The sequence below is a fragment of the Streptomyces cylindrosporus genome, assembly GCF_022698165.1.
Classification (GTDB): Bacteria; Actinomycetota; Actinomycetes; order Streptomycetales; family Streptomycetaceae; genus Streptomyces; species Streptomyces cylindrosporus.
Genome location: NZ_JALDAY010000022.1, coordinates 92,040 through 112,001 on the forward strand (window position 1 = coordinate 92,040; position 19,962 = coordinate 112,001).

19 protein-coding genes and 1 pseudogene are annotated in these 19,962 nt (G+C 70.9%); 13 read left to right on the top strand and 7 right to left on the bottom strand.

Annotated features, from left to right (window positions below; all coding sequences use genetic code 11):
* Positions 1 to 3: 3 nt before the first annotated feature.
* The 3 genes from lysS to MQP27_RS48465 form a co-directional block, all read right to left on the bottom strand.
* On the bottom strand, positions 4 to 1,737 hold the full coding sequence (gene lysS / locus MQP27_RS48455; RefSeq protein WP_242778144.1) for a lysine--tRNA ligase: 1,734 nt from the start codon (positions 1,735 to 1,737) through the stop codon (positions 4 to 6).
* A gap of 79 nt (positions 1,738 to 1,816) precedes the next feature.
* Positions 1,817 to 2,893, bottom strand: coding sequence for a DUF1152 domain-containing protein (locus MQP27_RS48460; RefSeq protein WP_242778147.1), 1,077 nt, complete (start codon positions 2,891 to 2,893; stop codon positions 1,817 to 1,819).
* Positions 2,890 to 4,329 (bottom strand): coproporphyrinogen-III oxidase family protein, encoded by a 1,440-nt coding sequence (locus MQP27_RS48465; RefSeq protein WP_242778150.1) that lies wholly within the window; start codon positions 4,327 to 4,329, stop codon positions 2,890 to 2,892. Before MQP27_RS48465 ends, MQP27_RS48460 begins: the two co-directional genes overlap by 4 nt.
* Positions 4,330 to 4,474: 145 nt before the next feature.
* Between MQP27_RS48465 and MQP27_RS48470 the strand changes: the two genes are divergently transcribed.
* From MQP27_RS48470 to argS, 5 genes are all read left to right on the top strand, one after another.
* Positions 4,475 to 5,722: an ATP-grasp domain-containing protein gene (locus MQP27_RS48470; RefSeq protein ID WP_242778153.1), complete on the top strand. Its 1,248-nt coding sequence runs from the start codon at positions 4,475 to 4,477 to the stop codon at positions 5,720 to 5,722.
* Between the two features lie 58 nt (positions 5,723 to 5,780).
* A complete protein-coding gene (locus MQP27_RS48475) occupies positions 5,781 to 7,061 on the top strand; it encodes an ATP-grasp domain-containing protein (RefSeq protein ID WP_242778156.1) in 1,281 nt (426 codons plus the stop codon).
* Positions 7,058 to 8,353: an MFS transporter gene (locus MQP27_RS48480; protein WP_242778158.1), complete on the top strand. Its 1,296-nt coding sequence runs from the start codon at positions 7,058 to 7,060 to the stop codon at positions 8,351 to 8,353. Before MQP27_RS48475 ends, MQP27_RS48480 begins: the two co-directional genes overlap by 4 nt.
* Complete coding sequence (locus MQP27_RS48485) at positions 8,350 to 9,333, top strand: peptidogalycan biosysnthesis protein (protein ID WP_242778161.1); 984 nt, start codon at positions 8,350 to 8,352, stop codon at positions 9,331 to 9,333. Before MQP27_RS48480 ends, MQP27_RS48485 begins: the two co-directional genes overlap by 4 nt.
* Positions 9,334 to 9,426: 93 nt before the next feature.
* Positions 9,427 to 11,190, top strand: a complete 1,764-nt coding sequence (gene argS / locus MQP27_RS48490) for an arginine--tRNA ligase (protein WP_242778164.1) — start codon at positions 9,427 to 9,429, stop codon at positions 11,188 to 11,190.
* Positions 11,191 to 11,209: 19 nt separating this feature from the next.
* Here the strand turns inward: argS and MQP27_RS48495 are convergent, their stop codons facing one another.
* Complete coding sequence (locus tag MQP27_RS48495) at positions 11,210 to 11,674, bottom strand: peptidoglycan-binding domain-containing protein (RefSeq protein WP_242778167.1); 465 nt, start codon at positions 11,672 to 11,674, stop codon at positions 11,210 to 11,212.
* A 295-nt stretch (positions 11,675 to 11,969) separates the two neighbouring features.
* Between MQP27_RS48495 and MQP27_RS48500 the strand changes: the two genes are divergently transcribed.
* Together MQP27_RS48500 and MQP27_RS48505 are read left to right on the top strand one after the other, a co-directional pair.
* A complete protein-coding gene (locus MQP27_RS48500; RefSeq protein WP_242778170.1) occupies positions 11,970 to 12,737 on the top strand; it encodes a peptidoglycan-binding protein in 768 nt (255 codons plus the stop codon).
* 7 nt (positions 12,738 to 12,744) lie between these two features.
* Positions 12,745 to 13,425, top strand: a pseudogene (locus MQP27_RS48505) (helix-turn-helix domain-containing protein); the annotation flags it as partial.
* Between the two features lie 131 nt (positions 13,426 to 13,556).
* Here MQP27_RS48505 and MQP27_RS48510 read toward each other — a convergent pair.
* Complete coding sequence (locus tag MQP27_RS48510; protein WP_242778173.1) at positions 13,557 to 13,955, bottom strand: ATP-binding protein; 399 nt, start codon at positions 13,953 to 13,955, stop codon at positions 13,557 to 13,559.
* 113 nt (positions 13,956 to 14,068) lie between these two features.
* On the opposite strand from MQP27_RS48510, the gene MQP27_RS48515 reads away from it, so the two are divergent.
* Together MQP27_RS48515 and MQP27_RS48520 are read left to right on the top strand one after the other, a co-directional pair.
* Positions 14,069 to 14,896, top strand: coding sequence for a helix-turn-helix domain-containing protein (locus MQP27_RS48515; RefSeq protein WP_242778301.1), 828 nt, complete (start codon positions 14,069 to 14,071; stop codon positions 14,894 to 14,896).
* Positions 14,893 to 15,072: a DUF397 domain-containing protein gene (locus MQP27_RS48520; RefSeq protein ID WP_242778176.1), complete on the top strand. Its 180-nt coding sequence runs from the start codon at positions 14,893 to 14,895 to the stop codon at positions 15,070 to 15,072. Before MQP27_RS48515 ends, MQP27_RS48520 begins: the two co-directional genes overlap by 4 nt.
* Here MQP27_RS48520 and MQP27_RS48525 read toward each other — a convergent pair.
* Entirely contained in the window at positions 15,056 to 15,787 is a 732-nt protein-coding gene (locus MQP27_RS48525; protein WP_242778180.1) for a MarR family transcriptional regulator, read from the bottom strand. The two genes, MQP27_RS48520 and MQP27_RS48525, sit on opposite strands and share 17 nt — an antisense overlap.
* Positions 15,788 to 16,025: 238 nt before the next feature.
* Between MQP27_RS48525 and MQP27_RS48530 the strand changes: the two genes are divergently transcribed.
* The 3 genes from MQP27_RS48530 to MQP27_RS48540 are packed head-to-tail and all read left to right on the top strand — an operon-like array spanning position 16,026 to position 18,489.
* Positions 16,026 to 16,697 (top strand): DUF4097 family beta strand repeat-containing protein, encoded by a 672-nt coding sequence (locus MQP27_RS48530; RefSeq protein WP_242778183.1) that lies wholly within the window; start codon positions 16,026 to 16,028, stop codon positions 16,695 to 16,697.
* Positions 16,698 to 16,729: 32 nt separating this feature from the next.
* Complete coding sequence (locus MQP27_RS48535) at positions 16,730 to 17,701, top strand: ATP-binding cassette domain-containing protein (protein ID WP_242778186.1); 972 nt, start codon at positions 16,730 to 16,732, stop codon at positions 17,699 to 17,701.
* Positions 17,698 to 18,489: an ABC transporter permease gene (locus MQP27_RS48540; protein WP_242778189.1), complete on the top strand. Its 792-nt coding sequence runs from the start codon at positions 17,698 to 17,700 to the stop codon at positions 18,487 to 18,489. Before MQP27_RS48535 ends, MQP27_RS48540 begins: the two co-directional genes overlap by 4 nt.
* Positions 18,490 to 18,502: 13 nt before the next feature.
* Here MQP27_RS48540 and MQP27_RS48545 read toward each other — a convergent pair whose 3' ends face one another.
* Positions 18,503 to 19,306, bottom strand: a complete 804-nt coding sequence (locus tag MQP27_RS48545; protein WP_242778192.1) for a class I SAM-dependent methyltransferase — start codon at positions 19,304 to 19,306, stop codon at positions 18,503 to 18,505.
* Between the two features lie 64 nt (positions 19,307 to 19,370).
* On the opposite strand from MQP27_RS48545, the gene MQP27_RS48550 reads away from it, so the two are divergent.
* Positions 19,371 to 19,958: a TetR/AcrR family transcriptional regulator gene (locus MQP27_RS48550; protein ID WP_242778195.1), complete on the top strand. Its 588-nt coding sequence runs from the start codon at positions 19,371 to 19,373 to the stop codon at positions 19,956 to 19,958.
* Positions 19,959 to 19,962 lie beyond the last annotated feature (4 nt).

Below are 19,962 nucleotides of genomic sequence, written 5' to 3' on the forward strand. Positions count from 1 at the left end.
CGCTTACTCGCCGAGCAGGCGCCGCACCCGCTCCTGGCCCACCGCCAGCAGCAGCGTGGGCAGGCGCGGACCCGTGTCCCGGCCCACCAGCAGGTGGTACAGCAGCGCGAAGAACGTCCGCTGGGCCGTCTTGATCTCAGGCGGCAGTTCCTTCGGCGTGGCGTCGGCGGAGAAGCCGGCCTGCACCTTCGGGACGCCGTAGACGAGGTGGGTCAGCCCGTCCAGGGACCAGTGCTCGGCGAGTCCGTCGAGCAGCAGCCGTAGCGACCGCTGGGACGCCTCGTCGAGGGACTTCAGCAGTTCGGCGTCGGGTTCGTCGCGCACGATGGTCCGCTGGTCGGCGGGGACGTGCGTGTTGATCCAGGCCTCGGCCTTGTCGTAGCGCGGGCGGGCCTCGTCGAGGGAGCCGATGGGGTCGGCCGGGTCGAGCTCGGAGAGGATCCGCAGCGCCTGGTCGGCGTGGCCCGCGGTGATGTCCGCGACGGACGCCAGGGTCCGGTACGGCAGCGGGCGCGGGGTCTTGGGCAGTTCGCCCGCCGCGGTGCCGACCGCGCGGGAGTGCGCGGCGATGTCGGCGGGGAGGGCGGAGCCGTCGGCGACCTTGGCGTCGAGCTTGTCCCACTCGTCGTAGAGCCGCTGGATCTCCTGGTCGAAGGCGATCTTGAAGGACTGGTTGGGCCGGCGGCGGGCGTACAGCCAGCGCAGGATCTGCGGCTCCATGATCTTCAGCGCGTCGCCGGGGGTCGGGACCCCGCCCCTGGACGAGGACATCTTCGCCATGCCGCTGATGCCGACGAAGGCGTACATCGGGCCGATGGGCTGCTTGCCGCCGAAGATGCCGACGATCTGCCCGCCGACCTGGAAGGAGGACCCGGGGGACGAGTGGTCGACACCGCTCGGCTCGAACACGACCCCCTCGTACGCCCAGCGCATCGGCCAGTCGACCTTCCAGACCAGCTTGCCGCGGTTGAACTCGTTGAGCCGGACGGTCTCGGAGAAGCCGCACGCCGTGCAGGAGTAGGTCAGCTCGGTGGTGTCGTCGTCGTACGAGGTGACCGTCGTCAGGTCCTTCTCGCAGTTGCCGCAGTACGGCTTGTACGGGAAGTACCCGGCGGAGCCGGACGAGCCGTCGTCCTCCTCCGCCGCGCCGGAGCCCTCCGCGGCCTCCAGCTCTGCCTCGTCGACCGGCTTCTGCTGCTGCTTCTTCGGCGGGGCCTTCTTGGTGCGGTACTGGTCGAGGATCGCGTCGATGTCGGCGCGGTGCTTCATGGCGTGCAGGATCTGCTCGCGGTAGGCGCCCGCGTTGTACTGCGCGGTCTGGCTGATCCCGTCGAACTCCACGCCGAGCTCGGCCAGCGAGGCGACCATCGCGGCCTTGAAGTGCTCCGCCCAGTTCGGGTACGACGAGCCCTTCGGCGCCGGGACCGAGGTCAGCGGCTTGCCGATGTGCTCGGCCCAGCTCTCGTCGACGCCCGCGACACCGGCCGGCACCTTGCGGTAGCGGTCGTAGTCGTCCCAGGAGATGAGGTGGCGCACCTGGTGGCCGCGGCGGCGGATCTCGTCGGCGACGAGGTGCGGGGTCATGACCTCGCGGAGGTTGCCGAGGTGGATCGGGCCGGAGGGGGACAGGCCGGACGCGACGACGACCGGTTTGCCCGGGGCCCGACGCTCCGACTCCTCGATGACCTCATCCGCGAAACGGGAGACCCAGTCGGTGGTCTCGGTGCTCTGAGCCACGTCGGCACGTCCTTCTTTCTCCAGGGGCAGCCGTACGGTCAACGGCCGCCGCTCCAGTTTAGGCGGCGCGGCCCCTTGCTCAGGAGCGCAGGGCGTGCACGGGGCCTTCGTCGCCGAGCAGGGCGCGTACGTCGGGGACGTGCCGCCACGACAGCCCCAGTGCCCGGACGGCGAAGCGGGAGGTGACATGGCTCGCCGGACCGGCCATGGCCCGGATCCGTTCCCACGCCCGGTGCGCGTCGGCCGGGAACGGTTCCGTGGCGGGGTCGGACGGCACGGCCGGGCCGCGTTCGCGGGCGATCTCGTGGATGCCGGTGAGCCGGGCCGACAGGTCGGCGGCCTCGTCCACACTCGTGGGCCGCAGCTCCAGCAGGCCCCGGGCCACGGGGTTCTGCTCCACGGCGGCGGCCAGCCGCATGCCCAGCACGTCCGCGGAGGCGTCGGTGAGCGGGATCGCCCGCCCCACGGTCGCCACGGTGCCGCGCACTCCCCGCACGGCGGCGGCGAAGAGCGCCGATGCCTCCGAGGGATGCCAGGACAGAGCGCGGGCGACGGCCGCCGTGTGCCCGGCGGCCGGGGTGAGCCGGCCGCAGGCCCCGCTGTCCGCGCCGAACCGGTCGAGCAGGACTTCCTGGGGGATCTCCCCGTCGGTGCCCGCCCCCGCGACATGCACCGTGGCGTGGATCCCCGCGAGGGTGCACGCGGCGAGGACCAGGGCGTCCGGCAGCGGACTGCACAGGGTGCCCTCGTCGCCGTGGGTGAGGATGTCGCCGCCCACGTCGACGATCCGCACCGGGCCGGGGGCCAGTGCCCCGGCCAGCCGCCGGATCTGCTCCGCCAGGCCCGCGAGCCCCTGGTGGGGATCGAGGAGCACCAGCCGGACCGGCAGATCGGCGGCAAGCCGCGGGAGCGTGGAACCGGCCGGGGCGACCGCCCGCGCGGCGGGGGTCAGGACGGGGCCCTCGGGGCGCGGCACGAGCCCGGTGAAGTCCCGTACGCCGAGCGGGCCGGGCGTGGGGTCGACCTCGGGGCGCTCCCAGGCGTAGGTGGCGATCACCGGAGGGCCGCCGTCCGCGCCGTCGCCCATGGCGATCGCGGTGAGCGCGGCCCCGATCGGGTCCCCGCCCCCGCCCGCCGCGATGAACAGGTCCGTCACGCGCTCTCCCGGGCCCCGTCGAGTCCGGTGATCCGCACCGGCGTCCCCATGGTGGCGCGGGCCCGCTGGTTGGCGTCGTGCAGCCCCTCGTAGTAGGCCCGGTCCAGGTCCTTGACGCGGTCCGAATAGAACATCCAGGACAGGATGTCGCGGTACTTGAAGCCCTTGGGGGTGAGCTGTACACGGCTCGCGCCGATCCGGTGCACCAGTCCGCCGGCCTGCGCCGCCTCCAGCACCGCGCCCACCTCGTCGGCGATCGCGTCGAGACCGGCGCGGTCCAGTTCGGCCAGGTCGAGGTCGAAGGTGTCCAGGACCAGCCGCTTGCGGGCGCGTTCCTCGGCGGTGAGGACGAAACCCGTGGTGGGGCGGAGGGTGTGGTCCCGCGCCCCCTCGATGTACTGCGCCACCTCCGGGAGGGACGGCCGCACGCTCCCGGTCATGTAGTCGAGGACCGAGGTGTACGAGCGGGCGCCGACGCCGAGCCCGAGCAGCGGGACGCCATGGAAGGTGAGGACTTTCTGGACGTAACCCCCGCGCCCCGGCTTCTTGTAGCGGACCGAGCCTTCCTGGACGTAGCCGTGCGCGGTGAACACCTCGCGGGCGTAGTCGTAGCGCTCGTACAGCTCGGGTTTCCACATGTACTGGTAGGCGCCGGTCCGGGAGAACCAGGCGTCCGGGCGCACGGTCAGGAAGTAGGTGGACACCGTGGTGGGCGCGAGCTTCGCGAGTTCGTCCACCGAGTGCCGCCAGGACTCGGGGGTCTGGCCCGCGAAGCCCATGATCAGGTCGGTGGAGAGGTCGGGCAGCCCGAGTTCCTGCACGATCGCGACGGCCTGGCGGATCGTGGCCTCTCCCGCCTGGCCGCGTCCCGCCTCCCTGATCTCCTTGGGGACCAGTGACTGGATTCCGATGTTGGCCCGGGTCAGGCCGAGTTGGAGAAGGCGGCCGAAGCCGTCCGGATCCGCGACGATCGAGTCGGGTGTGGCCTCCACGGCGACTTCCTCCACGGTGGAGCGCCAGTTGGGGTAGACCGACCCGAGCGTCGCGAAGATCTGCTCGAAGTGCCGGGTGCCGAGCAGGGAAGGAGTGCCGCCGCCGATGTAGACGGTGCGCAGCCGGCGGGCCTGGATGATCTCGGCGTGGTCGAGGATCTGGGTGCAGAGCGCGTCGGTGTAGGCGTCGTACAGCTCCTGGTCGGTGGAGATGACCGTGTAGAGGTTGCAGAATCCGCACTTGTAGCGACAGAAGGGCACGTGCAGATAGAGGTTGAGCTCGGGTGTCCGGTGGTTGCCCAGGTCGCGGGCCCACAGCTCGCGGATGTCCCAGGAGCCCTCGTCGAGGGGCCGGTAGGCCGAGCGCGGCGGATAGGAGTACTGGTAGGGCGGGATGACGCCCTGCTCGATGTGCCGGGTGAGCTCGCTGTGCAGGTCGTTCACGATGAACCGAGCATGCAACAATTTGTTGACGCCATCGATTTGGTCTGCCGACTCGGTTGTCACAGCAGGGTTTTACGTCCAGGACACCTTCAACAATGTGTTGTGCGAGCAGAGTTGGGGCTGCACTCGAAAGGGGGGACTGAGCGTGGACGCGGACACGGACGGCACCGGCGTGCTGGTGGTCGAACCGATGGGCAACGCGGGCCCGTTCCTGGCCGAGGCCGCCGAACGGCTCGGACTGCGGCTGTACGGCGCCACGCACCGCGAGGTCCACGAGGGCTACGCCCCCTGGCTGACCGGGGCGCTGGCCGGGGTCTGCCTCACCGACCTCACGGACCCCGGCCGGGCACTGGACGACCTGGAGGCGTACTGCCGTACCCACCGGATCAGCGCGGTCGCGGCCTGCTGGGAACTGTTCACCCCGCTGGCGGCGGCACTCGCGGCCCGGCTGGGGCTGCCGGGCAACGACCCGGCCCTCGCCCGCGCGGCCCGCAACAAGATCGAGATGGCCGAGGCCTTCCGCGCGGCCGGGGTCCCGGCCCCGGCGGGTGCGGTGGCCGCCGACGCCACCGAGGCACACCGGGTGGCCGCCGAGGCCGGGCTGGGCTGGCCGCTCGTGGTCAAACCGGCGGAACAGGGCGGCTCCTGGGGCGTCAGCGTCGTCAGCGGCCCCGAGGAACTCGACGAGGCGGTCGCCGCCGCCCGACGGTTCACCCGGGCGATGCCCCACGGACTGCCGCTGGACAACCGCGTACTGCTCCAGAGCCATGTGCCCGGCGCGGAGTACTCCGCCGAGACCGTGGTCTGCGAAGGCGTCGCGTACGCGCTGCCCGTGGTCGCCAAGGAGACCACCACCGGGCGCTACCGAGTGGAGACCGGGCACACCTGCCCGGCCGGGCTGTCCCCCGAACTGGACCGTGCCGTCCGGCACACGGCCGCCCGCGCCGCCCTCGCCGTCGGCGTCCGCAACGGCATCGCGCACACGGAGATGAAGGTCCCGCCCGGTTCCGGCAGCCCGGTCGTGATCGAGACCGGTGCCCGGCTGCCCGGGGACAACATCTGCGAGATCGTCGAGGCGGCGACGGGCGTCAGCGAGGCCGTCGCCTACCTCCAGGCCGTCACCGGCCACCCGCCCGACACCCGGGTGACCCGCGAACGGGCGGCGGCCATCCGGTTCCTGCTGCCCGAACGCGCCGGGGTGCTGGAACACGTTCGGGTGCCCGAGATCCCCGGCACCCGGGCCGAGCTCGAACTGTGCCCCGGCGACCCCGTCCCCGAACCCGCCGACAGCGCGGGCCGGATCGGCCACGTGGTGGCCGTGGCCGACAGCCCGGAGCGGGCCCGGAGTCTCGCGGCCCGGGCGATCGACGGGACCAGGCTGCACGTGAAGTGACCGTGGTGACCGTCATCGTGACGTGAGACCCCGACCGTCAACAGAGCAGAGGGAGCCCATGGCGAACGTGCCGAACGTGCCCGACACGGTGCGGAAGATCGCGTTCCTGAGGTCCGTCGACATCCAGCGCGCCGACCCCTACATCCAGCGCACCGTCCGGGCACTGGCCGCCGAGGGCATCGAGTCCAGGCTGTTCCACACGCACGGCCGGGCGGACGAGGACGACTTTCCCGGTGGCCGCCAGGCCGTCGACCCCGGCCTCACCCCGCGCGAACTGGCCGCGCTGGTCCGGGAGTGGGGAGCCGACGCCGCCGTCTCCATCTCCCTGCCCTGCGAGAACGCGCTGCGCGACGCCACGGTGAAGGAACTGCTCGACGCCGAGGGCATCCCCACGGTCATGACCCCGCTCGCCGCCACCGCGCTGCTGAGCGACAAATGGGAGACCAAGCAGCTCCTGGCCCGCGCCGGCCTGGACGTCCCGCGTGGTCTGCGCGCCGACTCCGACCTTCTCGCCGGACGCGGACTCGGCGTCCCCGCCTACGCCGACACCCTGCGGGTACGGGCCGCGCGCATCGGCTACCCGCTCCTGTCCAAGCCGCTGTGGGACTCCACCAGCATGGGCATCCGGGCTCTGCCCGACCCAGCGGCACTGGACGCCTACCTCCAGGACCCGCCGCCTGTCTCCGCCGTCATCGAGGAGTGCGTCGACGGCGACCTGTGCAGCGTCGACATCGTCGGCGAGCCCGGCGCCTACCGGGTCCTGCCGCTGTGCTGGACCGGCACCGCCGGCGCCGAACCGGTGTTCACCTTCGCCGATCTGCGCTGGTGCGGACCACGCCCCGGAGCCGACCTCGCCTTCGAGCCCGTCGCCGCCCGGCTGGTCGCCCTCTGCGAGGAACTCGGCGTCCGCGGCTCCGTCAACGTCGACATGATCCACACCGGCGGCCGGTACGTCGTCCTGGAGATCAACCCCCGTATCGGCGGCGCCACCACCCTCTCCTGCGCCGCCTCGGACACCAACACCTTCACCGCCCTGACCGACATGGCGCTCGGCCGGTATGTCGCCGGCACGGGCCGCCGGGTCCGCTGGGCCGTCGAGTTCCTCTCTCCCGAGAGCCTGCCGCCGGGCGCCCGCGAGGAACTGGCGGACCGGGTGGACCTCGTCACCGCGCACGAACTCGTCATCGACGGCGTCAGCCACGGCGACATCGTCGTCCTCACCCTCGCCGACGGCGAGGAGCAGCAGACCGTGAAGGCCCTCGAAGACCTGCAGGCCGTCACCGGCTTCCCCCGGCAGGAAGTGCTGGACAAGGTGCGTGCCCTGCTGTCCGCCTCATGACCGCCGAGACCTCCACCGCCCCGGACACCCCCGCGCCGGCCGGCCGGGCGGCGCGGTTGCTCGGTCTGCCCGCCGTCCGCGGCCACGGCCGGTTCATCACCGGCAACCTCGTCGACTCCGTCGGCAGCGGCATGCTGCTGCCGCTGGGGCTGCTGTACTTCACCACCGTGCGCGGGCTCTCGGCCCCCGCCGTCGGCGCCGCCGTCACGGTGGGACAGCTCGCCGCCCTGCCCGCCGTCCTCGTCACCGGCCGGCTCATGGACCGGCGCGGACCACGCCTGCCGACCGTCGTGGCCAACATGGTCACCGCCGCCGGATTCCTGGTCTTCCTCCTCGCCCACCGGCCCTGGCAGATCGCCTGCGCCTACGTGCTGGTGCAGTCCGGGGTCAACGGCTACTACACCGCCCAGCGCACCCTGGTCACCCGGGCCACCCCGGCGGGTGAGCTCCGTGCCTGGTTCGCCTTCACCGCGAGCCTGCGCAACATCGGCATCGGCGCGGGCGCCGCCCTCGCCGCGGGCGCCCTCGCGCTGTACGGCACCACGGCCCTGACCGGCCTGCTCCTGACCGCCGCCCCGCTCTACGTCCTGGCCGCGGCCTGCTTCGCCCGGGTCCCGCTGACGGCCCCGCACGACAAGGAACAACCGCCCGGGAACGACGACGGGCCCAGGGCCGGCCCGGAGCCCGTCGCCGACGGCACCCGCCGCTACCTCCTCCTCGTGGCCTGCGCCCTCCCCTTCGTCCTCTCCCAGACGATGCCGGCCGTGCTCTTCGCCCTGTACGCCACCGACGTCCTGCACCTCGCGGCCTGGACGGCCAGCCTCCTGCTCATCCTGAACACGGTCCTGGTCTCCACGCTGACCACCCCGCTCACCGCCCATGTCACCCCGGCGCAGCCACGCCACGCCCTCCTCCTCGGCTACGGCGTCCTCGTGATCGCCATGCTCGCCTTCGCCGCCCCCGTGCTGTCGGACACGGCCGTTCCCGCGTGGCCCGCGCTGCTGTCGGCGACGGTGCTGTTCACCCTGGCCGAGATCTTCTGCTCCCCGGCGCTCAACGAACTCTCCGTGTCCCTCACCCCGGACGCCGCCCGGGGCCGCCGCCAGAGCCTCTACCAGCTCGCCTGGTCGGCCGGGAACATCACGGCACCGGTGCTGTTCACCTGTCTCCTGAGCGTCGGAGGCGTGGTGCCATGGGCGTTCCAGGGCCTCGCCTGCCTCCTCGCGCTGCCCGCGCTGCTGACCCTGCGTCCGGCCCCCGCCAACCCCGACGAAAGCGCCACACGACCATGAAGACCCGCATCGTCGGCACCCTCCACGAGGTACCCGAGCCCGACTGGGACCGCCTCGCCCGCCCCGCCGGCCTGTACCTCTCCCACCGCTGGCTGCTGGGCCAGGAGCCGGACCCGACGGCGACGCCGTCGTACGCCCTGGTCACGGACGACGACGGCACCCTTCTCGCGGCCGCGCCCCTCTACCTCGTGCACAGCGAGCCCAACGACTTCTACGTCCCCGACCCGCCCGGCCCCCGGGTCCTGGCCGGAGCCCGCCGCGGGTACCACAACGCACCCCTGACCCACCCCGGCCTGACCCCGGCTCGCCGCACCGCCTGCCTCGCCCTCCTCCGCGACTGCGCCCGCGCCCACGCCGAACGCCACGGCACCACCCACTGGTGGCCGTACCTCACCGAGGCCGCCGCCGGCCGGCTCGCCGAGGTGTACGAGGGTGCCGTACCGCGGCACGTGGAGGACGACGCCACCATCCCCCTGCCGGGCAACGGCTTCGAGGACTACCTGGCCTCGCTGCCCTCCAAACGCCGGGTGGCGATACGCCACGAACGCGCCGCGTTCCAGGCATCCGGGCTGACCGTCCGACACGAGCCGCTCAGCACCTGCTACCGCGAGGCCGGCGCACTGCTCGCCGCCCTCCAGCACGCGCACGGGCACCCCGGCGACGACACCGACCCGATGACCCGGCTGCTGGGCGAGCAGGCCGAGGCGATGGGCGAGCAGGCCCATGTGACGGCCGCCTACGACGGCCGTCACATGGCGGCCTTCAGCCTCTACTACCACTTCGGCGACACGACATGGCTGCGCGCCTGCGGCACCGCCCCGTCCTGCCCCGCCCCCTTCGCCTACTTCAACCTCACCTACTACCTCCCCATCGAAGCCGCCTACCGGCACGGCACCACCGCCCTGCACGCCGGCATGAAGACCATCCAGGCCAAACGGCTGCGCGGCGCGCGGATCACAGCTCTGTTCGACCTGCGCTGACCGCACCCGGCAACGAGACGCGAAAACCCCTTTGCCCCCCATGGGATACTGATTGGGTCTATCGATCCGACGAGGAGAACGGCTCCCCTTCCTATGGCCCCGGTCACGTCCCTCAGCGACTCCGTCACCCAGCAGCTCGCGTCCGCGCTCTCGGCCACCCTGCCGGAGGTCTCCGCGGACCCGCTGCTGCGACGCAGTGACCGGGCGGACTTCCAGGCGAACGGCATTCTCGCGCTCGCCAAGAAGGCCAAGGCCAACCCGCGGGAGCTGGCGACCCAGGTCGTCGGGCGGATCGTCACCGGCGACGAACTGATCAAGGACGTCGAGGTCTCCGGCCCCGGCTTCCTGAACCTCACGATCTCCGACCGGGCGATCACCGAGAACCTCGCCGCCCGGTACGCGGACGGCGACCGGCTCGGTGTGCCCCTCAAGGAGAACGCGGGCATCACGGTCATCGACTACGCCCAGCCGAACGTGGCGAAGGAGATGCACGTCGGTCACCTGCGCTCCGCCGTCATCGGTGACGCGCTGCGCGGCATGCTCGACTTCACCGGCGAGCGGACGATCGGCCGGCACCACATCGGCGACTGGGGCACCCAGTTCGGCATGCTCATCCAGTACCTGTTCGAGAACCCCGGCGAGCTGGCCCCGGCCGAGGACGTCGACGGCGAGCAGGCGATGTCGAACCTGAACCGGGTGTACAAGGCGTCGCGCGCGGTCTTCGACGCGGACGAGGAGTTCAAGGAGCGGGCCCGGAAGCGGGTCGTCGCCCTCCAGTCCGGCGACAAGGAGACCCTGGAGCTGTGGCAGCAGTTCGTGGACGAGTCGAAGGTCTACTTCTACTCGGTCTTCGAGAAGCTGGACATGGAGATCCGGGACGACGAGATCGTCGGCGAGTCGGCGTACAACGAGGGCATGCCGGAGACCGCCCGCCTCCTGGAGGAGATGGGCGTCGCGGTCCGCTCCGAGGGCGCGCTGGTCGTGTTCTTCGACGACATCCGCGGCAAGGACGACCAGCCGGTCCCGCTGATCGTGCAGAAGGCCGACGGCGGCTTCGGCTACGCGGCCTCCGACCTGACGGCGATCCGCAACAGGGTCACCGACCTGCACGCGACCTCGCTCCTGTACGTGGTCGACGTACGCCAGTCGCTGCACTTCAAGATGGTCTTCGAGGCGGCGCGTCGGGCGGGCTGGCTGACCGACGAGGTCACCGCGCACAACATGGGCTACGGCACGGTGCTGGGCGCGGACGGCAAGCCGTTCAAGACGCGTGAGGGCGAGACGGTACGGCTGGAGGACCTGCTGGACGAGGCGGTCGAGCGGGCGACCGCGGTCGTGCGCGAGAAGGCCGAGAAGGTGGGCCTGACCGAGGAGGAGATCGTCGAGAACGGCCGGTACGTCGGCATCGGTGCCGTGAAGTACGCGGACCTGTCGACGTCGCCGAACCGCGACTACAAGTTCGACCTGGACCAGATGGTGTCGCTGAACGGCGACACGTCGGTCTACCTCCAGTACGCGTACGCCCGTATCAGGTCGATCCTGCGCAAGGCCGACGGGACGACCCCGGCCGCCCACCCCGAGCTCGAACTCGCCCCGGCGGAGCGGGCGCTGGGCCTGCACCTGGACGCCTTCGGGGACACGGTCTTCGAGGCGGCGGCGGAGTACGCCCCGCACAAGCTGGCCGCGTACCTGTACCAGCTGGCCTCGCACCTGACGACGTTCTACGACCAGTGCCCGGTCCTGAAGGCCGACACCCAGGAACAGACGGAGAACCGCCTGTTCCTGGTCGACCTCACGGCCCGCACCCTGCACCGGGGCATGGCCCTGCTGGGCATCCGGACGCCCGAGAAGCTCTGATACGGGCCGTCGGCTCAGGTCAGCTGCACGGGTACAGGCCCGCGAAGTCGTTGGCGAACCGCTTGAAGGCGGCCCGGGTGTTCGGACCCGGGTCGCCGTCGATCTTGTCGGTGTAGTTCCAGCCGAACGCCAGCATGCGCTGGAGCGCCTTGATGGTGTTGGGGCCCGGGTCGCCGTCGATGTTGTCGTTGTAGTCCCAGTACTCCCGCAGGTGACGCTGCATCGCCTTCCAGCTGTTGGTGCCCAGCTGGCCGTCGATGCTGCCGGTGTAGCTCGCCGGGGCCCCGCGCAGGAAGCACTGGACGTACTTGGCCTGGAGCGTGCTCAGGCCAAGGTTGTTGGTGGCGAGGATGGAGACGGTCTGACCGCTCACGGCCGGCGCGGACGCCGCGAAGCTGGTGCCCGCGGTCGCCAGACCGCCGGCGGCGAGCGCGGCCACGGCGGTGACGCTGACCAGGGTCCTGGCCAAGGCGTTCGATCGCATGCGTTTGCCTTTCGGGTCGTTGCTTGAGGTGGCGGGACGAGACTGCGGGGCGGGCGGCGGGGGCCGCCACGGTTGCCGCGAAAGTGGCGTCCCGGCGGGACGTCCCGCGCCCTGACCTGCGTGGACGTCGTCGGGGGTGGCGGTGGGGCGGGACGGGTGGGACAGGGCGATGGCCGGATTCCATGGATGTGCGGTGCACGTTCCGGTGCGGTCCTGTGAATGCTGGTGCAGAATGCGGCGCGAGGTACGGGGGCCGCTGACCACGGCCGCCGTTTCACGGACGCGTGGGGGGACCATGCCGCGTTGGAAAGTGCTGCCCGCACAACTGGACCCGCGTGTACGGCAGTTGGTCGTACGCCTGCGCCGCCTGAAGGACCACAGCGGGCTGAGCCTGCGGCAGCTGGCGGCGCGGACCGGGTACAGCCCGAAGTCCTGGGAGCGGTATCTGAGCGGCGGTTCGCTGCCGCCGCGGGAGGCCGTGGAGGCGCTGGCACGGATCGGCGGCGAGGACCCGACCCGCTTGCTGGCGCTCCACGAGGTGGCCGCACAGGCCTGGCGGGACGGCCGCGCCGAGCCGCCGGACACAACGGCACCGGATGCACTCTCATCGGGCCCGGACGAGGCCGAAATCCCGCCGCACGGGCGGGCGTTGCGGGTCGCGATCGTCGCCGGTGCGGTGGCCCTGGTGCTCGCGGTCTCGTCGGCGGTGCTGGTGGCCGCCCGTTTCATGGACGACGACAGCGCAGCCACGCCGGCGGCGGGCCCACTTGCCGCGACGGCACCGGCCGCCACACCCACGTACCACTGCCGTGACGCGCGGACCGGCGGGCGCTGGTACGCGGGCAACAGCCGCACGCTCAACGCCACAGTGGCGTACGGGAGTTCCGGGCCGGAGGTGGCCGAGGTGCAGTGCCTGCTGCGGCGGGCGGGGATCTCGCCGGGCGGCATCGACGGCATGTTCGGACCGCTGACGCGCAGCGCCGTGGTCCGTTTCCAGAAGCAGGCGCGGCTCGACGCGGACGGCATCGTGGGCCCGCACACGTGGAAGGCGTTGCGAGGATGATGACGCGATGACGCCCTCTCCGGAGAGCGCCCGACTCGCCGCGGCGCTGCGGGAGTTGAAGGACCGGACGGGTCTGAGCCTGGCCGGGCTGGCGGCGAAGACGGCGTTCAGCAAGTCGTCCTGGGAGCGGTACCTCAACGGCAGGACGCTGCCGCCGCGGGTGGCGGTGGCGGAGCTGTGCCGTCTGGCCGGGGAGCCGGAGGGGCGTTGCCTGGCGCTGTGGGAGATCGCGGAGTCGGAGTGGAGCGGGCGGGGATCGGGAGCGGCGGTTGGTACGCCGAGCGTCGCTGCTACGGCTACGCAGTCGCCGCCCCCTCCGGAACCCGGACCCACTGGTCGCCGTACCCACACCCTCGTGGCGGTGCTAGCGGCCGTGTGTGCGGTCGCCTTCGGCGGGGTGGCCGTGGCCCTGCTCCTGCTTCCACGCCACCACCACACCGCCGACGCCCGCTCGGCCTCCCCGTCCGCCGTCGGGCCGCGCTGCCGGGGCGCGGCCTGTGAGGGCAGGAGCCCGGTGGAGATGTACTGCGGCGCGGCTCCCGACACTCTCGCGCGGCGTCGTATGGCGACCGGGGCGTGGATGGAGGTGCGCTACAGCGAGGTGTGCGGGGCGAGTTGGGCGCGGACGTGGGGTACGCGGGTGGGCGACCGGATCGAGGTGAGCGCGGGCGGCGCGGTGCGGGGGGCGAGGATCAGGAACGGCGGGGACGCCGACGCGTTCATCTACACGCGGATGGTGGTGACGGGGCCCGGTGCGGTGGTGCGGGCCTGTTTTCGGCCGAGGGTGGGCGAACGGCAGTGCGTCGAGAGTCGCGTGGGTCAGCGGACGAACTCGGCCCACACGACCTTGCCGGGGTCGCGTTCGCCGACGCCCCACTTGTCGGCGAGCGCGGAGACGAGCAGCAGGCCGCGGCCACCTTCGTCGGCGTCGTCGGCGACTCTGGGAACGCCGGTACCGCTGTCGTGCACCTCGATCCGGATGACCTCACCGTCGTACTTCAGCCGGAACAGCAGGCGCCGGCCGGGTGGTACACCGTGCAACAGGGCGTTGGTGACGAGCTCGCTCACGCAGAGCAACAGGTCATCGGCGCGTGGCCATTCGGCGAGGCCCCAGTAGTGCAGCGTCCAGCGGGTGAAGTGCCTGGCGGCGGGGACGGATCGGCGGTCGCGGGCGTAGAACTGGTCGCGCTGGTAGGGGAGTTCGGTTCGGGGAATCACGGGACGAATGTCGCTCAGGGTCACTACTGTTGATCAGTGGGTGAGCCCGTACAGATTTTTTGTACGGGTTCGTACGGGGTCGCCTTCGGGCAGGCGTGGGGAGTTGGACCAGCATGAACTCCAGGAAACTTCCGCGGAAGAAGAACCTCTCGGCCATGAAGATGCTGGGCATGCAGGTGGCTTGCGCCCGGCGCGCGGCGAGCCTGACACAGCGGGAACTGGCGGCGCGGCTGATGATCGAAGAGGAGACCATCGCGTCCATCGAACAGGGCCGACGGCCGTTGAAGCCGGATCTCTCCGAGGAGATGGATCGACTGCTGGGGACGAAAGGGCTGTTGGCGGTGGGCGTCGCGAACCTGCCGGACATCGACCAGTTCCCGCTGTACGCCGAGCAGTACATGGCTCATGAGCGGGAGGCGATCTCGCTGTCGTGGTACGACGCGCTGGTGGTGCCCGGTCTGCTTCAGAACGAGCCGTACATCCGCGCCCTGCTCGGTGGCCGTGTCCCGCCGTACGACGCGGACGAGTTGGAGACCAAGGTCGCGGCCCGCCTCGAACGCCAGGAGATCCTGCACCGCAAAGTCCCACCGACGCTGAGTTTCGTGGTGTGGGAACCGGCCCTGCTTATGCCCATCGGAGGGCGCGAGACACACCTAGGTCAGTTGCGGTCTCTGCGCGAGTACTCCGAACTGCCGGGCCTGGCCTTCCAGATCCTGCCCCTGAACCGCACGTCACACGCCGGAGATGCCGGACCCTTCACGCTCCTGGAAACGCCCGACCACCAGCACCTTGCCTACACCGAGTCCCAGCGCGGCAGCCAGTGGGTATCCGACCCGGATGAGGTGTCCATCCTGACGCGCAAGTATGCGATGCTGCGGACGCAGGCACTCACGATCGAGGACTCAAGAAGCCTGCTGGACCGTCTGCTAGGAGAGCAATGAGCACCGCACTTGAGTGGTTCAAGTCGAGCTACAGCAGCAGCGAGGGCGGCCAGTGCCTCGAAGTCGCTTACGAAGACACGGCGATCCACATCCGCGACTCCAAGAACAACCCTGAAGACGGCCCCACCCTCCACATAACCCCCGCCGCCTGGGCCGCCTTCACCGCTGCTCGGTAGCTTCCGTCGGCTTCGTGTGCAAGATCGCCCGTGCCTGGTCCGCCGCCCGCGCCATCGTTTCCGAGATGAAGTCCATGAAGCGGGCCGTGTTCTCAAGGCGGACCGCGGCCGGGGTGCCCACGCCGAGCACGGCCACGCCCTGCCGTGCCGTCTCGGCGACCTGGGCCGTCGCTCGCACGCTGGCCATCATCGAGTCGTACATGATCTCGTCGTCCAACACGTAACGCTCACGCCGCCGTTCGTCCCGCTCCCGCCGGACCATCTCCTGCTCCTCAAGGAACCCGATCGCCTTGGAGACCGACGCCGGGCTGACCTGAAGCCGCTGGACGAGCTCCGCCGCCGTGAGGCTGCCCGAGTCGCTGATGGTCAGTGAGGCCATCACCCGGGCCGTCATCTTGGTCATGCCGGACTGCATGAAGACGGTCGTGAGCGTCTCCTCGTACTCCCGCACGGCCTCCGCGTCACGCCCGTACGCCTGCGGGACCCCTTTCGCGTCCCGAGTCACCCCCTGCTTGCGGCGCTGCGCCCGCCGCTCGGTCGCGCGGTGGGCGAGGTCCGAACGGTAGGCCGTGGGGCCGCCGTTGCGCATGACCTCACGGGTGACCGTCGAGGTCGGACGGTCCAGGCGCCTGGCGATCTCCGCGTAGGCGAGGCCGTCGGCCAGTCCCAGCGCGATCTGCTGACGTTCCTGCTGGGTGAGTCTGCCTCCCGGCATCACGGCCTCCTTCGTGTCGCGTACTGCCGTCCAATATAGCGTTCACCCTCAGCTCATTGCAAAGAACCGAATGAGGGATGTTGCATTACCCTCCAGCTCGTTGCAACAATTTCTTACCTCTGACCTGCACATACAGCATCCGTACGCAACGAACATGTTGCTCGATCCATGAACGCAACGTAGCTTTTCCTTCATCGGAAACGAAGCGCAAACACACAACGGATCCCAGGAGCACACCATGCAGAAGTTCGACACCCCGGCCGCCATCTCCGCCGTCCTCTACATCCCGGCCGGACGTATCCAGTTCATCGCCGCCGACCGCGCCGACACCGTCGTCGAGGTCCGGCCCGCGGACAAGTCGAAGAGCCGTGACGTGAAGGCGGTCGACGAGATCGAGGTCGGGTACGCCGACGGCGTGCTGCGGATCGACGCCGCGCCCGCGAAGAACCGCCTGATCGGCAACTCCGGCTCCGTCGAGGTGACCGTGCAGCTGCCGGCCGGCTCCCGCGTCGAGGGCAAGGCGGGCGCCGCCGAACTGCGCGGCGTCGGGCGGCTCGGCGAGGTCGTCTTCGAGGGCGGCTACCGCCAGGTCAAGCTCGACGAGGCCGCCGGCGTCCGGCTGAGCGTGCACGACGGTGACGTCGTGGTCGGGCGGCTGGACGGCCCGGCGCAGATCAGCACCCAGCGCGGCGACATCCGGATCGCCGAGGCCGTGGCCGGCAAGGTCGCCCTCACCACCCAGCAGGGCGACATCGAGGTCGCCGCCGCGGCCGGTGTCTCGGCCGTCCTCGACGCCGGGACCAGCCACGGCCGTATCAGCAACTCCCTGAACAACAGCGCCGGCGCCGACGCCGGGCTCAGCATCCACGCGACCACCAGCTCCGGCGACATCACCGCCCGCAGCCTGTAGTCCGCCGTATCCATCCCTAGGGGGCACCTGACATGACCGACCTGGCCATCGCGGCGAACGGGCTGCGCAAGTCGTACGGGGACAAGCTCGTCCTCGACGGGATCGACATCGCCGTACCGCATGGAACGATCTTCTCCCTGCTCGGCCCGAACGGCGCCGGCAAGACCACCGCCGTGAAGATCCTCTCCACGCTCGTCTCCGCCGACTCCGGATCCGGTGAGATCCGGGTCGGCGGGCACAGCCTGGCCACCGACGCGCAGGCGGTGCGGGCCGCGATCGGGGTCACCGGGCAGTTCTCCGCCGTGGACGGGCTGATCACCGGCGAGGAGAACATGCTCCTCATGGCGGACCTGCACCACCTGCCCAAGGACGAGGGCCGTCGTACGGCCGCCGAACTCCTCGAACGCTTCGACCTCACCGACGCCGCGAAGAAGCCCGCCTCCACCTACTCCGGCGGTATGAAGCGCCGCCTCGACATCGCCATGACCCTGGTCGGCAACCCGCGGATCATCTTCCTCGACGAGCCCACCACGGGCCTGGACCCGCGGGCCCGGCACAACATGTGGCAGATCATCCGCGAGCTGGTGACGGGCGGGGTCACCGTCTTCCTCACCACCCAGTACCTGGAGGAGGCCGACGAACTCGCCGACCGCATCGCGGTGTTGCACGACGGCCGGATCGTCGCCGAGGGCACGGCCGAGGAACTCAAGCGGCTGATCCCCGGCGGACACGTCCGGCTCCGCTTCACCGACCCGGCCGCCTACCAGTCCGCCGCCTCCGCCCTGCGCGAGGCGGCCCGCGACGACGAGGCCCTCGCCCTCCAACTCCCCAGCGACGGCAGCCAGCGCGAGCTGCGCTCCATCCTCGACTGGCTCGACTCGGCGGGCGTGGAGGCCGACGAACTGACCGTGCACACCCCGGACCTGGACGACGTGTTCTTCGCCCTCACGGCCCGCACCGACACCCCCGAGAACTCCGAGAACCCCAAGGAGGCAGTCCGATGAGCACCATCTCCCTTGCCGTGCGCGACTCTTCGACGATGCTGCGCCGGAACCTCCTGCACGCGCGCCGCTACCCCTCCATGACCCTGAACCTGCTCCTGACCCCGATCATGCTGTTGCTGCTGTTCGTGTACATCTTCGGCGACACGATGAGCGCGGGGATCGGGGGCGGCGGCCCGGACCGCGCGAAGTACATCGCGTACATCGTGCCGGGTTTGCTGCTGATGACCGTCGGCTCCACCACCATCGGCACCGCGGTCTCCGTCGCCATGGATATGACCGAGGGCATCATCGCCCGCTTCCGCACGATGGCGATCCACCGCCCGTCCGTTCTCATCGGGCACGTCGTCGGCAGTGTGCTGCAGTGCGTGCTGAGCGTGGTGCTGGTCGGGGCGGTGGCCGTGGCGATCGGCTTCCGCTCCACGGACGCCACGGTCCTGGAATGGCTCGCGGCCTTCGGCCTCCTCGTCCTCTTCTCGACGGCTCTCACCTGGATCGCGGTCGGCATGGGCCTGGGCAGCCCGAACCCGGAGGCGGCCAGCAACAGCGCGATGCCGCTGATCCTCCTCCCCCTCCTGTCCAGCGCCTTCGTGCCGCTGCACTCGATGCCGGGCTGGTTCCAGCCGGTCGCCGAGTACCAGCCCTTCACGCCGGCGATCGAGACCCTGCGCGGCCTCCTGCTCGGCACGGGGATCGGCCACAACGGTTGGCTGGCGGTGGCCTGGTGCGTGGGGCTGGCGGTGCTCGGCTACTTCTGGTCCACGGCGAAGTTCAACGCCGACCAGAAGTGAGTACGTCGGTGTCTCAGGTCCGGCGCGCGGCGACGGCGAGCGTCGCGTAGGGCATGGTCACGGAGCCGCCTCGGGCATCGATGGCGGCTCCGACGGCTTTGAGGATCTCGGCGAGGGCGTGGGGCGGGAGCCGGGTGAAGGCCCCCTGGGTGGGCAGGACGTCCAGCCAGGCGTCCCGGCTGTAGGTGAACTCCCAGTCGTACCGCCACTGTTCGGGCTCGCCGAAGGCGCCGTCGACGGACCGCATACCGTCGGCGGCTTTCGCGAGAAAGCCCAGGTAGCCGTCGACGAGGGACCTGGTGGCCGCCGCCCGGAAGTCGAAGGGCGAGTCCGGCATGACCCGCTCACCGGCATCGGCGACGGCCTCGGCGATATCGGCGGGAAGGTCGGCGACGTTCCAGAAGGGAACGAGGAGCCCGCCGGGCTTGAGGACCCGCGCGGCCTTCTCCGCGCCCGCGACGAGATCGACCCAGTGCCAGGCGGTCCCGGCGACGACGACATCGAAGACGTCCCGCCCCTCCCCCGGCTCCCACTCCTCGAAGGTCGCCACGTCGACGTCCGTACCCAGCCGACGGGCCAACTCGGCCATACGGACGTCGGGTTCGACGCCGAGAACAGAGCAACCCGCGCCCTGGAACTGCCTCGCCACGATCCCCGTACCACACCCGACATCAAGCACCCTCCCCCCAGGACTGGCGTCCACGATCCGCCGGACGAGGGCGTCGGGATAACGCGGCCGGGCGCGGTCGTACCGCTCGGCGTCGGTCCCGAAGGACTCGGCGATGTCCCGCCGCCGATGAGGCTCTAAAGTGGGCATGCGCCCACTATGAGTGGGCGCATGCCCACTCGTCAACACCGGGAGATACGGAGATACTTCCCGCATGCCAACAGGTGTTGCCATCCGCGACCCCCGCCAACAACTCTTCGAGGCCGCCGAACGAGTCCTCCTACGAGCCGGCCCGACCGCCCTGACCAGCAGGGCCGTCACGGAGGAGGCGGGGGTCGCGAAGGGCGTACTCCACCGCCACTTCAAGGACTTCGACGACTTCCTGACGGAACTGGTGCGAGACCGGATCGACAGGCTGGCGAGCCGGGGAGAGTCGCTGCGGGCGGCGGCCGGCACGGCAACGGTCGCGGACAACCTGACCGGCGCCCTGATGGACGTCTTCGACACGGTGGGCGTGGCAGTGGTCAGCCTGGTGATCGCCCGCGACGAACTCCGGTCTCGACTGCGGGCGTTGGGTCCGCCGGGGATCCCGCTGATGGGGGAGGCGGCGAGGATGCTGGCGGCTTACCTGGCGGCGGAGAGGGACTTGGGGCGGGTCACGGCCGACGCGGACGTGGACATCCTGGCCCCGACCCTGCTGGGCGCGGCACACCTGCTGTTCGCGGACCGGGAGAGCCCGGCGCCGGACACGGCGACCGTGCACCGGGTGGTGACGACGGTCGTGTCGGGCGCGGTCCGGTAGTCCG